The following is a 19,010-nucleotide window of genomic DNA, read 5'->3' as shown; positions in this document are numbered from 1 at the left end:
GAACGGACAAACAGGACGGATGTCAGCGTTCGACGAAACCGGTGAGGTCGCCGCGCGCGGGATCCCAGGATTCGACGACGAGCCGCACCTCACCGGGGGTGTCGCCGGATCGCAGCCACGCGAGGAGCTGTTCGAGCGCGGGCCGGGGGCCTTCGGCCACGACCATCACGCGACCGTCGGGATGATTCGTCGCGTGCCCGACGAGCCCGAGTTCGAGTGCGCGGGCACGCGTGAACCAGCGGAAACCGACCCCCTGGACGCGGCCGTGCACCCACGCCGTGAGCCGTTCGACGTCTGCGGGGGCGCTCATCGATCAGTCCTCGGGGGTGATCGTCAGCGAGACCTTGGTGCCCGCCTTGAGGGTGCGGCCCACCGTGCACACCTTGTCGACGGACCGTTCGACGAGGGCGATGAGGCGGTCCCGTGCGTCGGCGTCGAGCTCCGACAGGTCGAGGACCATCTCCTCCTCGAGGTGCGGGTAGACCTCGTTCTCGCGGTCGGCGGCACCGGAGACGCGGATCGTCGCGTCGTAGTCGTCGCCGAGCCGGCGGGACAGCGGGAAGTCCGAAGCCATGCCGGAGCACGCGGCGAGCGCGATCTTGAGCAGCTCGCCCGGGGTGAAGACGCCCTCGACGCTCTCCGAGCCGATGAGCACCTCGGCGCCGCGGGAGCTGCGTCCGGTGTAGCGGCGCGTGCCGGTGCGCTCGACCCACAGCTCGGTGGCGGGAAGGTCGGAAGTCTGGTCAGCCATGGGGGAAATCCTGCCATGTCCCGTCGACGGGGATGTCGCGCAGGATGGTCACGAAGTCCTCGACCGCGGCGGACGACGCGTCGGCACTGCGTCGCAGCACTCCGACCGGTTCGACGGTGCCCGCAGTGGGCACGTCCAGGCGCCGGACCACGCCGTCGGCGAGGTCGTCCCGGGCCGCGCGTTCGGTGGTGATCCACACGGCGTCGCTGCGCCGGACCACCCCGCGTGCCACGGCGAGGTCGAGTGTCTCGATCAGCCCGACCGGCAGTCGCAGACCGTGACGTTCGAACAATGCCTCGGTCGCGTGGCGTGGCACGGTGCCGCTGATCGCGACCACCAGGGGGTATTCGAGCGTGTCGGCGACGGAGACGGACCGCTCGGCGAGGGGGTGTCCGGGCCGGACGACGAGGATCAACGTCTCGGCGTACAGGAGTTCGAACGACAACCCGACCATCCGGGACGGCTCGGCCATGCGGCCGAGGACAACGTCGAGTGTGCCGGCGGCGAGCGCCGACAACAGGACGGCATTGGGGTCGGTGCGGATCCGGATGTCGAGATCGGCGCGCACACGGCGCAGTTCCGCCAGCGCTTCGGGGAGCACGGACCCGGCCACGGTGGGCAGGGCTCCGATCCGCAGCGGCTCGCGGGCGGGTTCGGCCGCTCCCGCCAGTGCGGCCACCGCCGCGTCCAAGGAGGTCGTGACGTCCTGGGCGTAGCGCAGGAAGCGGTGCCCCGCCGCGGTGAGACGGGCACCGTGCCGGCCGCGGTCGAGGAGTTTCGCTCCGGAGAGCACCTCGAGCTCGTTGAGAGTCTTCGTGACGGCCGGCTGACTCAGGTGCAACAGTTCGGCGGCCCGGCCGACCTGACCCTCGCGCGCGACCGTGACGAAACATGTCAGATGCCGGAGGCGGATGCGTCGCGCCCGGTCCGGAACGGACGATGACGGGCCGAACTCGGATTCCATCACCGAAAGTTATGAATCAACTGCCGTTTTGTCAATTTACATGAGTTTTACTTCACCTTATGGTTGTGTCCACAGCTCAGAGATCGGAGACCGCATGTCCACCGGCGAATACGTCGAGCGCGACCACGCACTGCACCCACCCTCGCTCACCCCCGGCTACCGCACGTCGGTGCTGCGCGCACCGCGGAACGCGCTCATCACGCCGAAGCCGACCCTGTCGGAGATCACCGGACCCGTCTTCCGCAGCGACGAGCTCGGCGCCCTCGACAACGACCTGATCCTGAACTTCTCGAAGGACGGCCTGCCCATCGGTGAGCGCATCATCGTCCACGGCTTCGTCAAGGACGAGTTCGGCAATCCGGTCGAGGGCGCACTCGTCGAGGTGTGGCAGGCCAACGCCGGTGGCCGGTACCGCCACAAGAAGGACACCTATCTCGCCCCCATCGATCCGAACTTCGGCGGTTGCGGACGGATGCTCACGGACGCGAACGGCTACTACCGGTTCCGGACGATCAAACCCGGCGCATATCCGTGGGGCAACAGCCGCAACGCCTGGCGCCCGGCGCACATCCACGTGTCGATCCTCGGCCGCGGGTGGGCGCAGCGCCTGATCACCCAGCTGTACTTCGAGGGCGACCCGCTCATCGAGAAGTGCCCGATCGCGCGGACGATCCCGACCGTGGATCAGCTCCGCAGCCTGATCGCCCAGGAGGATCCCGCCTCCAACGCACCGTTCGACGCCCGCGCCTACCGCTGGGACATCACCCTGCGCGGTCGCCGCGCCACCTTCTTCGAGAGCAACGACCTTCCGGGAGCCCCGCGATGAGCCTGCCCACCGATCCCTACCGGCCCGTGCCCCCGCTGCTCCCCCGCGCGATGGTCACGCGTTTCCCGGAGACGCCCTCGCAGACCGGCGGCCCGTACGTCCACATCGGGCTCGCGCCGCAGCAGGCCGGCTTCGACATCTTCGACAACAACTTCGGCAACGTCCTCGTCACCGACGAGACCGAGGGCGAGCGAATCGTGTTGGAGGGCCGCGTCATCGACGGCACCGGCACCCCGGTGCGCGACGCCCTGCTCGAGAGCTGGCAGGCGAACGCGCACGGCCGGTACGCCCATCCGGACGACGCACAGGACAAGGATCTCGATCCGAACTTCCGCGGCTGGGGACGCACCGGCGGCGACTTCGAGACCGGCGTGTTCACGATCGAGACGATCAAGCCCGGCGCCGTCACCAATCCCGACGGTTCCGTCTCGGCACCCCACATCCTGCTGGTGATCTTCGCGCGCGGCATCAACCTCGGGCTGCACACGCGGGTCTACTTCGAGGACGAGGCCGAACTCAACGCCGAGGATCCCGTCCTGAAGGGCATCGAATGGGAGGTGCGGCGCAACACCCTGATCGCGTCGCGTTCCGAGCGCGACGGACGCACCGTCTACACGATCGACATCCGGCTGCAGGACACCCCGGACGGTGGCGCCGAGACGGTCTTCTTCGACATCTGAACCACCACGTTCCGAACGGCCCGGTATGCGCGTGCGCTACCGGGCCGTTCGCGGTCGTGGCTGACACTTCGGGCAGCTGTACGACGAACGGTTCATGAACTTCTCGCGGCGGATCGGCGCGCCGCAGCGTCGGCACGGCTCGTTCTCGCGCCCGTAGACGTTCAGGGAGCGTTCGAAGTAGCCGGACTCCCCGTTGACGTTGACGTAGAGGGCGTCGAACGACGTACCGCCCTGCCCGAGAGCCTCCGCCATCACCTCGGTGGCCGCATCGAGAGCCGACCGGAGCTTCGGACGCGACAGCGCGTCGGTCGGCCGGTTGCCGTGAATCCTTGCGCGCCACAGCGCTTCGTCGGCGTAGATGTTGCCGATGCCGGAGACGACGGTCTGGTCGAGCAGCGCACGCTTGATCTCGGTGTGCTTGGTGCGCAGCACGGCCACGACCGCATCCGGGTCGAACCGGGGATCCATCGGGTCGCGGGCGATGTGCGCGACCGGCAGCGGCAGACGATCACCGTCCACCTCCACGAGCGGGGCCAGGGCCCAGCCTCCGAAGGTGCGCTGGTCGACGAAACGCAGATCGGCACCGTTGTCGAGGACGGCGCGGATACGCAGATGCTTCTCGTCCGGAACGGTCGGAGGCTGCACGAGCATCTGCCCGCTCATCCCCAGGTGCACCACGAGAGCCAGATCGGCCGGTTCGAGCACGAGCCACATGTACTTGCCGCGGCGCTCGACCGAAGCGACCTTCTGACCGGTCACCTGCAGTGCGAGATCGCGCGGACCGGGCTCGTGCCGGCGGACGGCACGCGGATGCAGCACCTGCACCGAGTCCACCGTCGCGCCGACGACGTGCGCGGCGAGTCCGCGACGGACCACCTCGACCTCGGGAAGTTCGGGCACCTGCGGTCAGTTGCCCTCGGTGGGCGTGTCGGCGGATCCGGACTGCTGATCGGAAGCCCCGGCATCACCGGCGTCGGCAGCAGTGCCCTCGGTCAGCGCGTTCCACGCGGCCGACGCGGCCTTCTGCTCGGCTTCCTTCTTGGTACGTCCGACACCGGTGCCGTAGGGATTGCCACCGATGAGGGCGGTGGCGGTGAATTCCTTGTCGTGATCCGGACCGGTGGCGGTGATCTCGTAGGCGGGAACACCGAGACCGCGTTCGGCGGTGAGTTCCTGCAGACTCGTCTTCCAGTCCAGACCGGCACCGAGGCGCGGGCCGCGTTCGAGCAGTGCGGCGAACAGGCGCAGAACCACTTCGCGCGCGACGTCGATGCCGTGGGCGAGATGGACGGCGCCGAGAAGCGATTCCATTCCGTCGGCCAGGATGCTGGCCTTGTCGCGTCCGCCCGTCAACTCCTCGCCCTTGCCGAGCAGGAGGTGCACTCCGAGCCCGCCCTCTCCGAGGCCGCGCGCCACCTCGGCGAGCGCGTGCATGTTGACGACGCTCGCGCGGATCTTGGCGAGTTCGCCCTCGGACTTGTCCGGGTGGGCGAGGTAGAGCTTTTCGGTCACCGCGAGCCCGAGGACGGCATCGCCGAGGAACTCGAGACGTTCGTTGGTGGGCAACCCGCCGTTCTCGTAGGCGTACGAGCGGTGGGTGAGCGCCAAGGACAGCAGTTCTGCGTCCAGAGGCACGCCGAGGGCGGCGAGGAGAGACTCGTGGCTCTCTTCGCCGCCCTCGGTAGCTGTTTCGGAGGACTTGCTCGTCACGTGAATACCGATTAGACGGGCGCGGTCACCTGACGGCCGTTGTAGGTGCCGCACGACGGGCACGCCACGTGGGGCAGCTTCTTCTCTCCGCAACCCCGGTTCGGGCAGGTGACGAGCGTCGGCGCAGTGGTGTTCCACTGGCTGCGCCGCGACCGGGTGTTGGAACGCGACATTCTGCGCTTGGGGACGGCCACGTCTACTTCTCCTCGTTGTTCGAGCTGTCGATTTGACTGCTGGGTTCTTCGGAGCCCGCGCCGAACTTGGCTGCCAACCCAGCCCAGCGAGGATCCATTGTCTCATGACGGTGCCCGGATTCTGCAATCGCCAGGCGAATGCCGCATTCGGGGCACAATCCCGCACAGTCGTCACTACACAACGGCTGCAGCGGAAGTTCCAGACCCACCGCGTTCACGAGGACCGGTTCGAGATCGATCAGATCGTTCTCGACGCGGTACACCTCGTCGTCCTCGGTGGTCTGCTCCGTGACGCTGTTCGGGTAGGCGAACAGTTCGGTGAGGTACACGTCCACCGACTCGGTGAACGACTCGAGGCACCGAGAGCACTCACCGACGGCGTCGGCACGAACACTACCGGTGACCAGGACGCCCTCGGACACCGACTCCAGGCGGAGATCGAGATCGATCTCGGAGTTCTCCTCGATCGCGATCAGATCGAGTCCGATGCGCGAGGGTGACGGCACCTTCCGCTCGACCGTACGCATCGATCCGGGCCGGCGACCCAGGGAGAGCGTGTCGAACACCAGCCCGGAGTCCCGGCCGGGACGGGACGTGCTGGAATCACGGGTGGACACGGAGGAACTCACCTTCTTCGGATGACGCAGGACACGACTCGGTCGTGATAGGGCAACCGCTCCATGATACGCGATGGGCGGCAAGAGCAAAAATCCCGCGGGTCAGCGGCGGCGACTCGCCCGGTGGTCGGCCTCCGCGAAGTCGGGAGCACCCGACAGCCGCAGCTGCTGCCGGCCTCGGCCGACCGACCGCAGCGTGGTTCCGAGCAGTTCCTCGAACTCCGACAGCTTGCCGTCGATGTACTCGTCGCACTCGGTCCGGAGGCGGTCGGACTCGGCGTGGGCCGAATCGATGACACGCGCCGACTCCGCGTGCGCGGCCTGCACGACCTCGGTCTGCGACACCAGACGCGCCTTCTCGGCCTCGCCCTCGGCCACGGAACGCTCGTAGGACGCCTGCCCGGACTCGACCAGGCGATCGGCCTCGACACGGGCACGCCCGGTCACGCTCTCGTACTGCTTGTTGCCCTCGGCGACGAGTTCGTCGGCCTCGGCCTGCGCATCGCGCACGAGTTCCTCGGCGTGGGCGCGGGCCTCCTTGACCATGCGGTCCGCCTGGGCCTTCGCGTCCGCAAGCATGCGATCGGCGTCGGCGCGCGCGTCCTCGAGGAGGGTTCGCGCCTCCTCGTCGGCGTCCCCGACGGTCTTGTCGGCCTGGGCCCGCGCATCGTTGATCAGCTTGTCGCGGTGATCGAGGACGTCCTGCGCGTCGTCGAGTTCGGGCGGCAGCGCGTCGCGCACGTCGTCGAGCAGTTCGAGGACATCGCCGCGCGGTACCACGCAGCTCGCCGTCATCGGAACGCTACGTGCCTCTTCGACGATTGCGACCAGCTCGTCGAGTGCCTCGAATACCCGGTACACGCCCAACCCCAATCACTCGCTCGACACGACCGGTGCGGTCGCGCCGACGTCCAGTCTGCCGCAGCGCAGGGCACGCTCGTGTGCCCTGCGCTCGGTGTGTCGGGATACGGCCGTCACAGGCCGTGCGGGACGGGTCCGTCTACTTCGCGGCGGCCCGCTCGGCGAGGCGCGCGAGCAGACGATCGTGCACGGAACCCGGCAGCATCTCGGAGACGTCGCCGCCGTAGGTCGCGACCTCCTTGACGAGCGAACTCGACAGGTAGCTGTAGACCGGATTGGTGGCGACGAACAGGGTGTCGACGCCGGTGAGCTTGTGGTTCATCTGCGCCATCTGCAACTCGTAGTCGAAGTCGTTGGCGCCGCGCAGGCCCTTGACGATCGCGGTGATCCCGCGCTCGCGGGCGTAGTCGACGAGCAGGCCCTGCCAGGCGTCGACCGTGACGTTCGGCAAGTGCGCCGTGGCCTCGGTGAGCATCTCGAGGCGTTCGTCGATCGTGAACATCCCCTGCTTGTTGGGATTGATCGTGACGGTCACGACGACCTCGTCGAACTGGGCCGAGACCCTGCCGATGACGTCGAGGTGTCCGTTGGTGACCGGGTCGAAGGATCCTGGGCAGACCGCGCGGCTCATGACCCAGCACCGTAGCAGGTGGCGATCTCCACTCTGGTCTCGCCGTAGCGCTTCGACCTGCCGACCTCGAATCCCTGCGGCCACACCGTTTCCGGTGATCGCGACGACCGTTCGACCACGACGATCGAGCCGTCCTCGACCCAGCCTCCGGACACCAGCGTCCCGAGCACGCCGGTGACGGCCTCCTCGGTCACCGCATAGGGCGGGTCGGCCAGGACGAGGTCGTAGACGCGGTCGGGGGTGCCCGCGAGCACGGCGGACACCGGTGCGGTGCGCAGCACCGCACCGGACAGTCCGACCGCTGCGATGTTCTCGCGGATCACACCCGCCGCCTTCGCGTCGGACTCGACGAGCATCGCGTGCTCGGCGCCGCGGGAGAGCGCCTCGAGGCCGAGCGCCCCCGACCCCGCGTAGAGGTCGAGGACGGCGGCCCCGTCGATGTCCATGCGTGCGTCGAGCGAACTGAACAGGGCTTCGCGCACCCGTTCGGAGGTGGGCCGGGTTCCGCGGGGCGGCACCTTCAGGCGCCGCCCCCCGGCCCGGCCGGCGACGATCCGTGTCACTCGGCGCTGTCTCCCGTGGACACCTCGACGAGCAGGTCGCCACCTTCGACCTGTTGCACCGGTCCGATCGCGACCCGCGTGATGCGTCCGCCGCGCGGCGCGGTGATCGCGGCCTCCATCTTCATGGCCTCGATCGTGGCGACGGTGTCGCCCGCCGAGACGCTGTCGCCCTCGGACACGACGAGGGTGACCATGCCGGCGAACGGCGCCGCGACGTGACCGGGATGGTTGCGGTCGGCCTTCTCCGCGGCAGGGGTCTCCGCGGCCACCGAGCGGTCGCGCACCGACACCGGGCGCAGCTGCCCGTTGAGGATGCACATGACCGTGCGGTAGCCCTTCTCGTCGGCATCGGAGATCGCCTCGAGGCCGATGAGCAGTTCGACACCCTTGTCCAGGCGCACCCGGTGCTCGTCGCCGTGCCGCAGACCGTAGAAGAACTGGTTGGCCGACAGCTCGGTGGTGTCACCGTAGGTCTCGCGGTGCTGCTCGAACTCCTTCGCGGGGCCCGGGAAGAGCAGGCGGTTGAGCATGCGGCGACGCTCGTCGGACGAACCGCCGAGGGCCTTCTCCTCCTCCGGCGCGAGCGGGGTGATCGGCTTGGGCTCGGCGCGGCCCGACAGCGCCTTGCTGCGGAAGGGCTCGGGCCAGCCGCCGGCCGGGGTCCCGAGATCGCCGCGCAGGAAGCCGATCACCGAATCGGGGATGTCGTACTTGCCGGGCTCGGCGGCGAAGTCGTCGACCGAGACGCCCGCGCCCACGAGGTGCAGCGCGAGGTCGCCGACGACCTTGCTCGACGGCGTGACCTTGATCAGGCGGCCCAGGAGGCGGTCGGCGCCGGCGTAGGCGGCCTCGACCTCCTCGAAGCGATCGCCGAGGCCCAGCGCGATGGCCTGCTGGCGCAGGTTCGACAGCTGACCGCCGGGGATCTCGTGGGTGTAGACGCGGCCGGTCGGTGCGGGCAGCCCCGACTCGAACGGTGCGTACACCTTGCGCAGCGCCTCCCAGTACGGCTCGAGATCGCACACGGCCTGCAGGTCGAGACCGGTGTCGAACTCGCTGTTCGCCGCGGCGGCGACGATCGCCGACAGGGCGGGCTGGCTCGTCGTACCGGCCAGCGCCGCGGACGCACCGTCGACGGCGTCGGCACCGGCGTGCCAGGCCGCGAGGTAGGTGGCGAGCTGACCGCCCGGGGTGTCGTGCGTGTGCACGTGCACCGGCAGATCGAAGTTGCTGCGCAGCGCCGACACGAGCGTCGCGGCAGCCGGGGCGCGCAGCAGACCCGCCATGTCCTTGATGGCCAGGACGTGCGCACCGGCCTCGACGATCTCCTCGGCCAGACGCAGGTAGTAGTCGAGCGTGTAGATCGACTCGTTCGGATTCGACAGGTCGCCGGTGTAGGACATCGCGACCTCGGCGAGGGTGGTGCCGGTCTCGCGCACCGCGTCGATCGCCGGACGCATCTGGTCGACGTTGTTCAGCGCGTCGAAGATGCGGAAGATGTCGATGCCGGTGTCGGCGGCCTCCTGCACGAAGGCACGGGTGACGGCCTCCGGGTAGGGGGTGTAGCCGACGGTGTTGCGTCCGCGCAGCAGCATCTGCAGGTTGATGTTCGGGATCGCCTCGCGCAGCGCCGCGAGCCGCTCCCACGGATCCTCGTGCAGGAAGCGCAGTGCGACGTCGTAGGTCGCGCCGCCCCACGCCTCGATCGACAGCAGCTGCGGCGTCATCCGGGCCACGTGCCCGGCCACCGTCAGCAGGTCCTTGCTGCGCACGCGGGTCGCGAGCAGCGACTGGTGGGCGTCGCGGAAGGTGGTGTCGGTGACGCCGATCGCCTTCTGCTCGCGCAGCGCACGGGCGAAGCCCTCGGGGCCGAGTTCGAGCAGACGCTGACGCGAACCGGCCGGCGGCTCGGCGTTCAGGTCGATCGCAGGCAGCTTGTCGTGCGGGTAGACCGTCGTGGTGCGCTCGCCGTGCGGCTTGTTCACCGTCACGTCGGCGAGGTACCGCAGGATCTTGGTGCCACGGTCGGCGGACGAGCGCAGCGTCAGCAGGTGCGGGCGCTCCTCGATGAACGAGGTGTTGACGTTGCCGCCGCGGAAGTCCTCGTCGTCGAGCACCGCCTGCAGGAACGGGATGTTCGTGGCGACACCGCGGATACGGAACTCGGCGACCGCGCGGCGCGCGCGGGCGACCGCGGTCTCGAAGTTGCGGCCGCGGCAGGTGAGCTTGACGAGCATCGAGTCGAAGTGGGCGGAGATCTCCGCGCCCACCGACGTGCCGCCGTCGAGACGGATACCGGCACCGCCCGGGGTGCGGTAACCGGTGATGCGACCGGTGTCCGGACGGAACCCGTTGGCCGGGTCCTCGGTCGTGATGCGGCACTGCAGCGCCGCGCCGCGGATGGTGATGCCGTCCTGCGACAGGCCCAGTTCCTCGAGCGACTCGCCCGCAGCGATGCGCAGCTGGGACTGCACGAGGTCGACGTCGGTGATCTCCTCGGTGACCGTGTGCTCGACCTGGATACGCGGGTTCATCTCGATGAACACGTGGTTGCCGCGTTCGTCGACGAGGAACTCGACGGTTCCTGCGCACTGGTAGCCGATCTCCTTGGCGAAGGCGACGGCGTCGGCGCAGATACGGTCGCGCAGCTCAGGATCGAGATTCGGGGCGGGGGCGAGCTCGATGACCTTCTGGTGGCGGCGCTGCACGGAGCAGTCGCGCTCGTACAGGTGGATGACGTTGCCGTGCTTGTCGGCGAGGATCTGCACCTCGATGTGCCGCGGGTTGACCACGGCCTGTTCCAGGAAGACGGTGGGATCACCGAAGGCGGCGTCTGCCTCGCGGGAGGCGGCTTCGATGGCCTCGCGCAGCTGGGAGGGTTCGGCGACCCGGCGCATGCCGCGTCCGCCACCACCGGCGACAGCCTTGACGAAGACCGGGAAGTTCATCGTTTCCGAGGCGGCGACCAGCTCCTCGACGTCCGACGACGGCTCCGACGACGCCAGCACCGGGAGGCCGGCGGCCTTCGCCGAGGCGATCGCGCGGGCCTTGTTGCCCGTCAGCTCGAGGATCTCCGCCGACGGACCGACGAAGGTGATGCCCGCTTCGGCGCACGCCGCGGCGAGGTCCGGGTTCTCGGAGAGGAAGCCGTAGCCGGGGTAGATCGCGTCGGCGCCGGCCGACACGGCCGCTTCGACGATCTTCTCGACCGACAGGTAGGCGCGGACCGGGTGTCCCTCCTCACCGATCTGATAGGCCTCGTCGGCCTTCAACCGGTGCAGGGAGTTCCGGTCTTCGTACGGGAACACCGCGACCGTCCCGGCACCCAGTTCGTAGGCGGCACGGAACGCGCGGATCGCGATCTCGCCACGGTTGGCGACAAGCACTTTCGAGAACATTGGTCGACGGTACCGCGCCGTAACATGCCGACTTCGACGCGCGTTCCACATCGTGGGACAAGGTGTCCGGATGGCACGACTGGAACGATGCAGTCGACCCCGCCGTAACACGTCGTCAACATGCCGGGCACGGTCACCGAAACCTCACCGCGGGTTCTGCGACACGGTGTACGGAACGTAACTCAGGACTTGTCGAGATAGGCCACGCGCTCGGCGTCGAGCGCGGCCCGCACCATGTTCGCGAGTCCCGGATGGTGTTCGAGGCCGGGATCCTTCTCCGTCACCGTCCGGGAGAAGTCGCGGGCCGCCTCGATGACGTCGGCGTCGTCGACGAGCGAGAGCAGCCGCAGCGTCGACACGGTGCCGGACTGCGCGACACCGAGGACGTCGCCCTCCCGGCGCAGTTGCAGGTCGAGCTGGGCGAGTTCGAAACCGTCGGTGGTGCCGGCGACGGCCTCGAGCCGCATCATCGTCGGGGTCGCGGGCTTCGCGTCGGTCACGAGCAGGCACAGACCCTGGTGGCCACCACGACCGACGCGACCGCGCAGCTGGTGCAGCTGGCTGACACCGAACCGGTCGGCGTCGACGATCACCATCACTGTCGCGTTCGGCACGTCGACACCGACCTCGACGACGGTCGTGCACACGAGCACGTCGATCTCCGCGGCGTTGAAGGCCTGCATCACCGCGTCCTTCTCGTCGGCGGGGAGGCGGCCGTGCAGCAGCCCCACCCTCAGGTCGCGGAGCGGACCGGAGGTGAGGAACTCGAACTGCTCGAGAACCGAGACGGTCTCGGGCGGGGCCTGTTTGCCCTTCCCCGATCCCGACGGCTCGGGCCCGTCCGGATCGAAGAGCGCGTCGTCGTCGGAATCGCCGTCGCCGATGCGGGAACACACCACGTAGGCCTGCCGCCCGTCGGCGACCTCCTCGCGGATGCGTTCCCAGGCGCGGTCGACCCATTTCGGGTGCACCTTCGCCGGCACCACGCGGCTGACGATCGGCGACCGCCCGCGGGGCAGCTCGCGCAGGGTCGAGACCTCGAGGTCGCCGAGCACCGTCATCGCGATGGTGCGCGGGATCGGCGTCGCGGTCATCACCAGCACGTGCGGGGACGCCCCGTCGCGCCCTCGCGAGCGCAGAGCGTCGCGCTGTTCGACACCGAAGCGGTGCTGCTCGTCGATCACGACGAGACCGAGGTCGAAGAACTGCACCTTGTCCTCGATCAGCGCGTGCGTGCCGATGACGATCCCGGCATCGCCCGTCACCGCCTCGTTGAGTGCGGCCCGTTTGCGGGCGACACCCATCGAGCCGGTCAGCAGGGTCACGCGGGTCGCGAGTTCATGGGCGCCGAGTTCGCCCGCCGCGGCGAGGTCGCCGAGCATCTTCGTGAGCGAGCGCGCGTGCTGGGCCGCGAGCACCTCGGTGGGTGCGAGCAGCGCGCACTGCCGACCGGAGTCGATCACCTGCAGCATCGCCCGCAGCGCCACGATCGTCTTGCCCGAACCCACCTCACCCTGGAGCAGCCGGTTCATGGGGTGCTCGCGTGCGAGATCGGCCGCGATCTCGTCGGCCACCGAGAGCTGCCCGGCCGTCAGCTCGAAGGGCAGCCGCCGGTCGAACTCGTCGGCGATCCCACCCTCGCGGTGCGGGCAGGACGGCGCCGAGCGCACCTCGACGTCGTGCCGGCGTCCGGCGAGCACGAGCTGCACCGCGGCGGCCTCGTCGAACCGCAGGCGGTCGCGCGCCCGGTCGATCTCCTGCTTCGTGTCGGGTAGGTGGATCGAGCGGAGCGCCTCGTCGAGGCCCACGAAGCCGTGCTCGTCGCGCACCCACTCGGGCAGCGGGTCGTCGACGTGGTCGAGCTGGTCGAGCACCTGCCGTACGCAGCGCATGACGGTCCACGACTCGACCTCGCGGGTCGCGCGGTACATCGGGATCAGCGTGCGGTCGAAGACCGACATGTCCACCCCCGATCCGTCCTGTGCGGTACGCGCGAGACCCGCCAGGGCCCCGGCGCCCCGAACCCGCGCCGGTGTCGCCGAGACGAGGTCCTCGGCGTCGCGCGGTTCGGGCAGCACGAGATAGCTCGGGTGGGTCAGGCTCCACTTGTCGCGGAAGTACTTCACGGTGCCGGAGAACATCGCGCGCACGCCGGGCTTGATGTTGTGCTTGACCCGGTGCGGGTTGAAGAAGGTGACGTCGATGCTGTGACGATCGGAGCGCAGCCGTACCGCGAGGCGTTTGCCGGCGCGGGACTTCATGGGCACCTCCTGTGCCGACTCGACCCGCGCGATGATCGTGATGTGCTGGCCCTCCACGGGCTGACTCTCGCCGAGCTCGGCACCCTGGGTGGCGTAGCGGTGCGGATAGTGCCTCAGCAGATCCTCGACGGTGGTCATCCCGAACGCGTCGTGCAGGGCGTCCGCGGTCTTGCGGCCGAGGACATGATCGAGCCGGTCCGCGAGTGTCGCCACTGCCGTCCCTTCCGCTACTCCTGCGGTGGCCTCGCGGCGCACCGGCTACTCGACGCCGAGCTGCAGCAGGTCGCTGCCCTGACCGCCCTGGTAGACCACCACGTCGATCTCCGGGTGACGGCGATCGAGGTGAGCGGCCAGTTGCTCGACGAGTCCGTCGGGGGCGTCGGCGCCGACCAGCATCGTCACGAGCTCACCGCCCGCGGCGAGAATCCGGTCGAGCAGCGACGCTCCCGCTGTCACCAGATCATGCTCGATCACTACGACATCATGACCGGCCAGTCCGAGACTGTCGCCGGGCTCGCACGTTCCGACCCAGGTCAACGCACGTTCGTTCGCGTATCGCAGAGATCCCCACCGCACGCACGCCGCCGCCTCCGACATCGCGAAGGCATCGTCGACGGTGGCGCGCATCGGATCGTGCACGGCCAACGAGGCCAGCCCCTGGACCACGGAGGAGGACGGCAGGAACATCACGTCGCGGTCGTCCCGCCGCGCCCGCGCACCCACGGCGACGACGTCCTGCGCGGACAGCGCACCGTTGGGCAGCACGAGGACGTCCCGGCTCGGCAGCGCCCGGATCGCCTCGAGCAGTTCGTGGACGGAGATCTCCTCGGCCCGCAGCACCCGGGCGCCCTCCGCCTCGAACAGTTCTGCGGCGCCCTCGCCACCCACCACCGCGAGGACCGCCCGGGACTGCTCCCCCGCCGGCTCGGCGCGGACCGGAGCGGATACCACGGGGCCGTCGCCGCACCCGCGACGCGCGGACTCGAGCGCGAAGCACGTGATGTCGATGCGGCTCAGCGAGCCCGCCGCGAGACCTGCCTCCACAGCGGCTCCGGGATCGCAGCAGTGCACGTGCACGGACCAGCACCCCGACTCCCCGGCGACGATCGCGACCGAGTCGCCGAGCGCGTCGAGGGAGGACCGCAGGGCGTCGATGCGCGCGTCGTCTGAGTTCCCGACGAGGTACATCACCTCGTACTCCTGCTGGTCGCTGTCGGAACGCTCGTCGACGATCTCGGGTTCGACCACGGGACGCGAGGCCCCGGCGAGCACCATCCGGCGGTCCGGACGGGTTCCCGTGGTGACCTCCACCAGGCAGTCGAGCAGCACGAGCAGACCGAGACCACCGGCGTCGACCACCCCGGCCTCGGCCAGGACGTCGAGCTGGGTGGTGGTGCGCTGGAGCGCGTCGGCGGCGGCGTCGGCACTCGCGACGGCGACATCGCACACGGTCGCATCCGTCTCCGAGGCGACGCGGGTCGCGCCGTCGGCCGCAGCTTCGAGGACACTGACGATGGTGCCCTTCGCGGGTGCGCTGAGCGCTCCGGTCACGAGCGTCGCGGCATTGGAGAGGGCAGCGGCGAGATCACGTGCGCCGACCGTCGTCAGTCCGGCGACCGCGTCGGCGACACCGCGCAGTGCCTGCGCCAGGATGATCCCCGAGTTGCCCCGCGCCCCGGCGAAGGCGCCGCGCGCGAGCCCTTCGGCGACGTCGGATGCGGTGAGTGCGCCGTCCACGGGCCCGCCGATCCGTGCCGCCGCGGCCTGCAGGGTGATCAGCAGATTGTTCCCGGTGTCCCCGTCGGGCACCGGGAAGACGTTGAGCGAGTTGATCTCCGCTCGGCGCTGTTCGAGCGCTTCCACACCGAACTCGACCCACCGGCGCAGCGCCCGCCCGTCCACCGTGTCCTCGGCTTCGAGCAACGATTCCACCCCCTTCGCCTCGTCCCACGGGCTTCGGCGACCTCTACGATCGGTACTGTCGAGCACGGTGCCGAGCCCTGGCGAACAGGTTAGCCGCGAGCCGCCGCACCGTCCGGTTTGGCCAACCGCCCTCGAGTTCGCTAAGCTTGCCGGGTTGCCTCGCACGGGCGGCTCGTTCCCCGTGTTCGCAAGGCGAAACAACAGACAGAAGATCTATCCACTAGACACAAGGAGTTCGCGACATGGCTGCCGTCTGCGACGTATGCGCCAAGGGCCCCGGCTTCGGGAAGTCGGTCTCGCACTCGCACCGGCGTACCAACCGTCGCTGGAACCCGAACATCCAGAGCGTGCGCGCTCAGGTTGCACCGGGCAACACCCGCAAGATGAACGTGTGCACCTCCTGCCTCAAGGCCGGCAAGGTCGTCCGCGGCTGATTCCCGGTCGAGTCGTAGCGAAGGCCCCCTGCGCTGATTGCGCAGGGGGCCTTCGCCGTTCGATCCCCCGGCCGGATATCGTGCGGGAATGACCGAGAACCAAGTTTCCTTCCCGGACAGCGACTCTCTCCGTTCACTGGTGAGCGTGGAGGACCGTGTCCTGCGGATCGCCGTGGCGACCTCCGAGCACGGCACCTCCCTGTCCCCCGCAGGGATGGAGCAGGGCATCGCAGCCCTGCGCGCGGCAGGCCCCGAGATCGGTGCCGTGCTGCTCGTCGGTGAGGGTGCGAACTTCTGCGCGGGTGGCAACGTCCACGGGTTCGCCGCGGCCGAGGACCGCGGCGCCCATCTGCTCGACATCGCGAACCTCTTCCACGATTTCGTGCGCGAGCTCGACAAGGCGGCCGTGCCGGTCGTCGCCGCCGTGCACGGCTGGGCCGCCGGTGCCGGCATGAGCCTGGCGCTGCTCGCCGACATCGCGCTCGCCGGCCCCGGCACGAAGATGCGCGCCGCGTACCCGTCGATCGGCTTCTCCCCCGACGGCGGCATGTCGTGGACCCTGCCGCGGATCGTCGGTCCGTCGCGGGCACGGGAGATCATCATGACCGACGCCGTGATCGGCGCCGACGAAGCAGTGCGTCTGGGTCTGTTGAGCCGGCTCGTCGCCGACGGCGAGATCCAGAGCGAGGGGTTGCGACTCGCACGGACCCTCGCACACGGCCCCACGCAGTCCTACGCCGCCATCCGCTCGCTCGTGGCGGGCTCGGCGGGACGATCGCTGTCCGAGCACCTCGACGCGGAAGCCGCTTCCATCTCCGCGGCCGCGACGACGCCCACGGGCATCGAGGGTGTCGACGCCTTCGTCGCCAAGCGACGCCCCGACTGGGATTCGGTCCGCGCCTGATATCCGGGCGGCGGATCGGTGGTCAGGACAGTCGCCAGTCCACCGGTTCGCCGCCCTGCTCGACGAGCAGCTCGTTCGCGCGGCTGAACGGACGCGACCCGAAGAATCCGCGTGAGGCCGACAGCGGGGACGGGTGCGCCGACTTCACGGTGGGCACATCGCCGAGCATGGGTTCGAGGGTCGCCGCGTCGCGGCCCCAGAGGATCGCGACGAGCGGGGTACCGCGCGCGACCAGCGCGCGGATCGCCTGCCCGGTGACCGCCTCCCAGCCCTTGCCGCGGTGCGAGGCCGGCTGGCCCGGTGCGACGGTGAGGACCCGGTTGAGCAACAGGACGCCGTGCTCGGTCCACGGCGACAGGTCACCCGTGGAGGGCTGCGGCAGACCGAGGTCGTCGGTGTACTCGCGATAGATGTTGGCGAGACTGCGCGGGATGGGCCGGACGTCCGGGGCCACCGAGAAGCTCAGTCCCACAGCGTGACCCGGAGTGGGATAGGGATCCTGCCCGACGATCAGGACGCGGACGGATTCGAAGGGCTGTGTGAAGGCACGCAGCACGTTCGGACCGGACGGCAGATAATTGCGGCCCGCGGCGAGTTCGGCGCGGAGGAACTGCCCCATCGCGGTGATGTCGTCGGCGACGGGTTCGAGCGCTCGTGCCCAGCCCGGATCGACGAGTTCGGACAGGGGCCGACCGGAACGGGGCTCGTCCGCTCCCCCGGCCGAGGCCTGTGTGTCGACGGTGTCGGCCACCTGTCACTCCTGGTCGATGCGGCGGAGGGCGGTCCGGTAGTAGGCGGCGTTCGCCGCATACATCTCGGCGTTGGCGTCGAAGTTGTTCTCGGGCACCTCGTAGCCCTCGCGGACGTTCGCGGGGATGCCCATCGCCATGCGGCGGGGCGGCAGTTCGAAGCGCGGCGGGATCAGGGCGCCGGCGGCGACCTGCGCGCCGGCACCGATGACCGATCCGTTGAGGACGAGCGAACCCGAGCCGATCAGCGCGCCGTCACCGATCGTGGAGCCCTCGATGTGCGCGTTGTGCCCGACGACGCACCGCGCGCCGATGACGGTGGCCTCGATCGCGGTGCAGTGGATGATCGTGCCGTCCTGGATGTTGGTCTTCTCCCCCACGGAGATCCTGCCGTAGTCCCCGCGCAGCACCGCCGAGGGCCACACGGAGGCACCGGCACCGAGGGTGACGTTGCCGATCACGACCGCGTCGGGATGAACCCACGCGTCGGGATGGATATCGGGGACACGCTCGCCGAGTGCGTAGACAGCCATGACTGCAGAACCTATCTCGAGCGAACCACACCCGTGGTGGTCGCCCTAGTGACCGGCGCCTGCCACGAAGCTCTCCCAGCCACCGGATCCGTCGTGGCGCTGCCCGTCGACGGTGACGCCCGAGCCTTCCAGGACGACGCCGATCGACCGCCATCCGTCCGGCAGGGCGACCTCGCGGGGAAAGCACGCCGCGAGGGCGTGGTCCTCGCCGCCGGTGAGGATCCATTCCCACGGGTCGGCCGCGAGCGCTTCCCCGGCCTCCCGGAGCAGCGCGTCGGGAGCGAGCGCGCCGGAGTCCAGGTCGATCGCGACCTCCGATGCGGTGCAGATGTGCCCGAGATCGGCGACGAGACCGTCGGAGATGTCGGTGCACGCGTGGGCGCCGGCCGCGGCCGCTGCAGGACCTGCCGCATAGGGCGGAGTCGGCACGCGGTGCGCCGCGACGAGGTCGGGGAAGTCCCGGTTGCCGGCCAGCAACAGCGCCAGGCCGGCCGCGGACCGACCGGTGCGGCCCGCGAGGGCGACGACGTCACCGGGGCGGGCGGTGGAGCGGAGCAGTGGTGGCCGTCCGTCGAGTTCGCCGAGCACGGTGACCGAGACGATCACCTGATCGGCCTGCACGAGGTCGCCTCCCACGACTCCGGCGCCGATCTCCTCGGCGGCTTCGCCGATGCCGGCCGAGATGCCGTCGAGCACGGCGACGGGTGTGTGGGGTGGGCATCCGAGGCCGACGACGAAGGCGGTGGGGCGTGCGCCGACCGCGGCGACATCGGCTCCGTTCTGGGCGACGGCCTTGCGTCCGACCTCCTGCGGGGCGGACCAGTCGAACCGGAAGTGCCGTCCTTCGACGAGCATGTCGGTCGAGATCGCGATGCGCCCGTCGGCGGCTGTCACGACCGCTGCGTCGTGGCCCGGCCCGACGAGTGTGCTGTCGGGTTGCCGCCGTGCTCTCACTGCCCGTTCGATCACGGGAAATTCGCCGATGTCGGCGACGGTGGGTCCGGTCGGGTT

General features: G+C 69.6%; 20 protein-coding genes. 4 read left to right on the top strand and 16 right to left on the bottom strand.

Features of this window, described 5'->3' with window-relative positions; all coding sequences use genetic code 11:
* Nucleotides 1–22 precede the first annotated feature (22 nt).
* From CKW34_RS09350 to CKW34_RS09340, 3 genes are read right to left on the bottom strand one after another with little or no spacing between them, the layout of a single operon-like run.
* Nucleotides 23–310, bottom strand: coding sequence for an acylphosphatase (locus tag CKW34_RS09350; RefSeq protein ID WP_059381155.1), 288 nt, complete (start codon nucleotides 308–310; stop codon nucleotides 23–25).
* Nucleotides 311–313: 3 nt separating this feature from the next.
* The gene (locus tag CKW34_RS09345; protein ID WP_059381154.1) at nucleotides 314–751 is read right to left on the bottom strand and encodes an OsmC family protein; all 438 of its coding nucleotides are present in this window, start codon (nucleotides 749–751) and stop codon (nucleotides 314–316) included.
* Complete coding sequence (locus CKW34_RS09340) at nucleotides 744–1,715, bottom strand: LysR substrate-binding domain-containing protein (protein WP_059381153.1); 972 nt, start codon at nucleotides 1,713–1,715, stop codon at nucleotides 744–746. The genes CKW34_RS09345 and CKW34_RS09340 overlap by 8 nt, the downstream gene beginning before the upstream one ends.
* A 94-nt stretch (nucleotides 1,716–1,809) precedes the next feature.
* On the opposite strand from CKW34_RS09340, the gene pcaH reads away from it, so the two are divergent.
* Both pcaH and pcaG read left to right on the top strand, forming a co-directional pair.
* Nucleotides 1,810–2,541 carry a protocatechuate 3,4-dioxygenase subunit beta gene (gene pcaH, locus CKW34_RS09335; protein WP_059381152.1) on the top strand — a complete coding sequence of 244 codons (732 nt, stop codon included), beginning with the start codon at nucleotides 1,810–1,812 and terminating at the stop codon, nucleotides 2,539–2,541.
* Nucleotides 2,538–3,221, top strand: coding sequence for a protocatechuate 3,4-dioxygenase subunit alpha (pcaG, locus tag CKW34_RS09330; RefSeq protein ID WP_059381151.1), 684 nt, complete (start codon nucleotides 2,538–2,540; stop codon nucleotides 3,219–3,221). The genes pcaH and pcaG overlap by 4 nt, the downstream gene beginning before the upstream one ends.
* A 36-nt stretch (nucleotides 3,222–3,257) precedes the next feature.
* Here pcaG and mutM read toward each other — a convergent pair whose 3' ends face one another.
* The 10 genes from mutM to CKW34_RS09280 form a co-directional block, all read right to left on the bottom strand.
* The gene (gene mutM / locus CKW34_RS09325) at nucleotides 3,258–4,121 is read right to left on the bottom strand and encodes a bifunctional DNA-formamidopyrimidine glycosylase/DNA-(apurinic or apyrimidinic site) lyase (RefSeq protein ID WP_059381150.1); all 864 of its coding nucleotides are present in this window, start codon (nucleotides 4,119–4,121) and stop codon (nucleotides 3,258–3,260) included.
* Between the two features lie 6 nt (nucleotides 4,122–4,127).
* Complete coding sequence (gene rnc, locus CKW34_RS09320; RefSeq protein ID WP_059381149.1) at nucleotides 4,128–4,931, bottom strand: ribonuclease III; 804 nt, start codon at nucleotides 4,929–4,931, stop codon at nucleotides 4,128–4,130.
* An 11-nt stretch (nucleotides 4,932–4,942) separates the two neighbouring features.
* The gene (gene rpmF, locus CKW34_RS09315) at nucleotides 4,943–5,125 is read right to left on the bottom strand and encodes a 50S ribosomal protein L32 (RefSeq protein ID WP_006551208.1); all 183 of its coding nucleotides are present in this window, start codon (nucleotides 5,123–5,125) and stop codon (nucleotides 4,943–4,945) included.
* Between the two features lie 2 nt (nucleotides 5,126–5,127).
* The gene (locus tag CKW34_RS09310; RefSeq protein WP_059381148.1) at nucleotides 5,128–5,742 is read right to left on the bottom strand and encodes a YceD family protein; all 615 of its coding nucleotides are present in this window, start codon (nucleotides 5,740–5,742) and stop codon (nucleotides 5,128–5,130) included.
* Between the two features lie 102 nt (nucleotides 5,743–5,844).
* Nucleotides 5,845–6,603: a DivIVA domain-containing protein gene (locus CKW34_RS09305; RefSeq protein WP_059381147.1), complete on the bottom strand. Its 759-nt coding sequence runs from the start codon at nucleotides 6,601–6,603 to the stop codon at nucleotides 5,845–5,847.
* 139 nt (nucleotides 6,604–6,742) lie between these two features.
* On the bottom strand, nucleotides 6,743–7,234 hold the full coding sequence (gene coaD, locus CKW34_RS09300) for a pantetheine-phosphate adenylyltransferase (RefSeq protein ID WP_059381146.1): 492 nt from the start codon (nucleotides 7,232–7,234) through the stop codon (nucleotides 6,743–6,745).
* Nucleotides 7,231–7,797 carry a 16S rRNA (guanine(966)-N(2))-methyltransferase RsmD gene (gene rsmD / locus CKW34_RS09295; protein WP_059381145.1) on the bottom strand — a complete coding sequence of 189 codons (567 nt, stop codon included), beginning with the start codon at nucleotides 7,795–7,797 and terminating at the stop codon, nucleotides 7,231–7,233. Before rsmD ends, coaD begins: the two co-directional genes overlap by 4 nt.
* Nucleotides 7,794–11,195: a pyruvate carboxylase gene (locus CKW34_RS09290; protein ID WP_059381144.1), complete on the bottom strand. Its 3,402-nt coding sequence runs from the start codon at nucleotides 11,193–11,195 to the stop codon at nucleotides 7,794–7,796. The genes rsmD and CKW34_RS09290 overlap by 4 nt, the downstream gene beginning before the upstream one ends.
* A gap of 182 nt (nucleotides 11,196–11,377) precedes the next feature.
* Nucleotides 11,378–13,669, bottom strand: coding sequence for an ATP-dependent DNA helicase RecG (recG, locus tag CKW34_RS09285; RefSeq protein ID WP_059381143.1), 2,292 nt, complete (start codon nucleotides 13,667–13,669; stop codon nucleotides 11,378–11,380).
* Between the two features lie 45 nt (nucleotides 13,670–13,714).
* Complete coding sequence (locus CKW34_RS09280; protein WP_059381142.1) at nucleotides 13,715–15,388, bottom strand: DAK2 domain-containing protein; 1,674 nt, start codon at nucleotides 15,386–15,388, stop codon at nucleotides 13,715–13,717.
* A 233-nt stretch (nucleotides 15,389–15,621) separates the two neighbouring features.
* Between CKW34_RS09280 and rpmB the strand changes: the two genes are divergently transcribed.
* Both rpmB and CKW34_RS09270 read left to right on the top strand, forming a co-directional pair.
* The gene (gene rpmB, locus CKW34_RS09275; RefSeq protein WP_006551201.1) at nucleotides 15,622–15,813 is read left to right on the top strand and encodes a 50S ribosomal protein L28; all 192 of its coding nucleotides are present in this window, start codon (nucleotides 15,622–15,624) and stop codon (nucleotides 15,811–15,813) included.
* A gap of 88 nt (nucleotides 15,814–15,901) precedes the next feature.
* The gene (locus tag CKW34_RS09270) at nucleotides 15,902–16,717 is read left to right on the top strand and encodes an enoyl-CoA hydratase/isomerase family protein (protein ID WP_059381141.1); all 816 of its coding nucleotides are present in this window, start codon (nucleotides 15,902–15,904) and stop codon (nucleotides 16,715–16,717) included.
* A gap of 22 nt (nucleotides 16,718–16,739) precedes the next feature.
* Here CKW34_RS09270 and CKW34_RS09265 read toward each other — a convergent pair whose 3' ends face one another.
* Genes CKW34_RS09265 through CKW34_RS09255 form a run of 3 tightly spaced genes read right to left on the bottom strand, consistent with a single transcriptional unit; the run spans nucleotide 16,740 to nucleotide 18,968 of the window.
* Nucleotides 16,740–17,468 (bottom strand): uracil-DNA glycosylase, encoded by a 729-nt coding sequence (locus tag CKW34_RS09265; RefSeq protein ID WP_059381140.1) that lies wholly within the window; start codon nucleotides 17,466–17,468, stop codon nucleotides 16,740–16,742.
* Between the two features lie 3 nt (nucleotides 17,469–17,471).
* Nucleotides 17,472–17,999 carry a gamma carbonic anhydrase family protein gene (locus CKW34_RS09260; RefSeq protein ID WP_059381139.1) on the bottom strand — a complete coding sequence of 176 codons (528 nt, stop codon included), beginning with the start codon at nucleotides 17,997–17,999 and terminating at the stop codon, nucleotides 17,472–17,474.
* A gap of 45 nt (nucleotides 18,000–18,044) precedes the next feature.
* Nucleotides 18,045–18,968 carry a thiamine-phosphate kinase gene (locus CKW34_RS09255; RefSeq protein ID WP_059381473.1) on the bottom strand — a complete coding sequence of 308 codons (924 nt, stop codon included), beginning with the start codon at nucleotides 18,966–18,968 and terminating at the stop codon, nucleotides 18,045–18,047.
* Between the last annotated feature and the right edge of the window lie 42 nt (nucleotides 18,969–19,010).

Source organism: Rhodococcus rhodochrous (assembly GCF_900187265.1).
GTDB lineage: Bacteria > Actinomycetota > Actinomycetes > Mycobacteriales > Mycobacteriaceae > Rhodococcus > Rhodococcus rhodochrous.
Note: the sequence above shows the minus strand (reverse complement) of the source record. Positions and strands in the feature narration are given on the sequence as shown.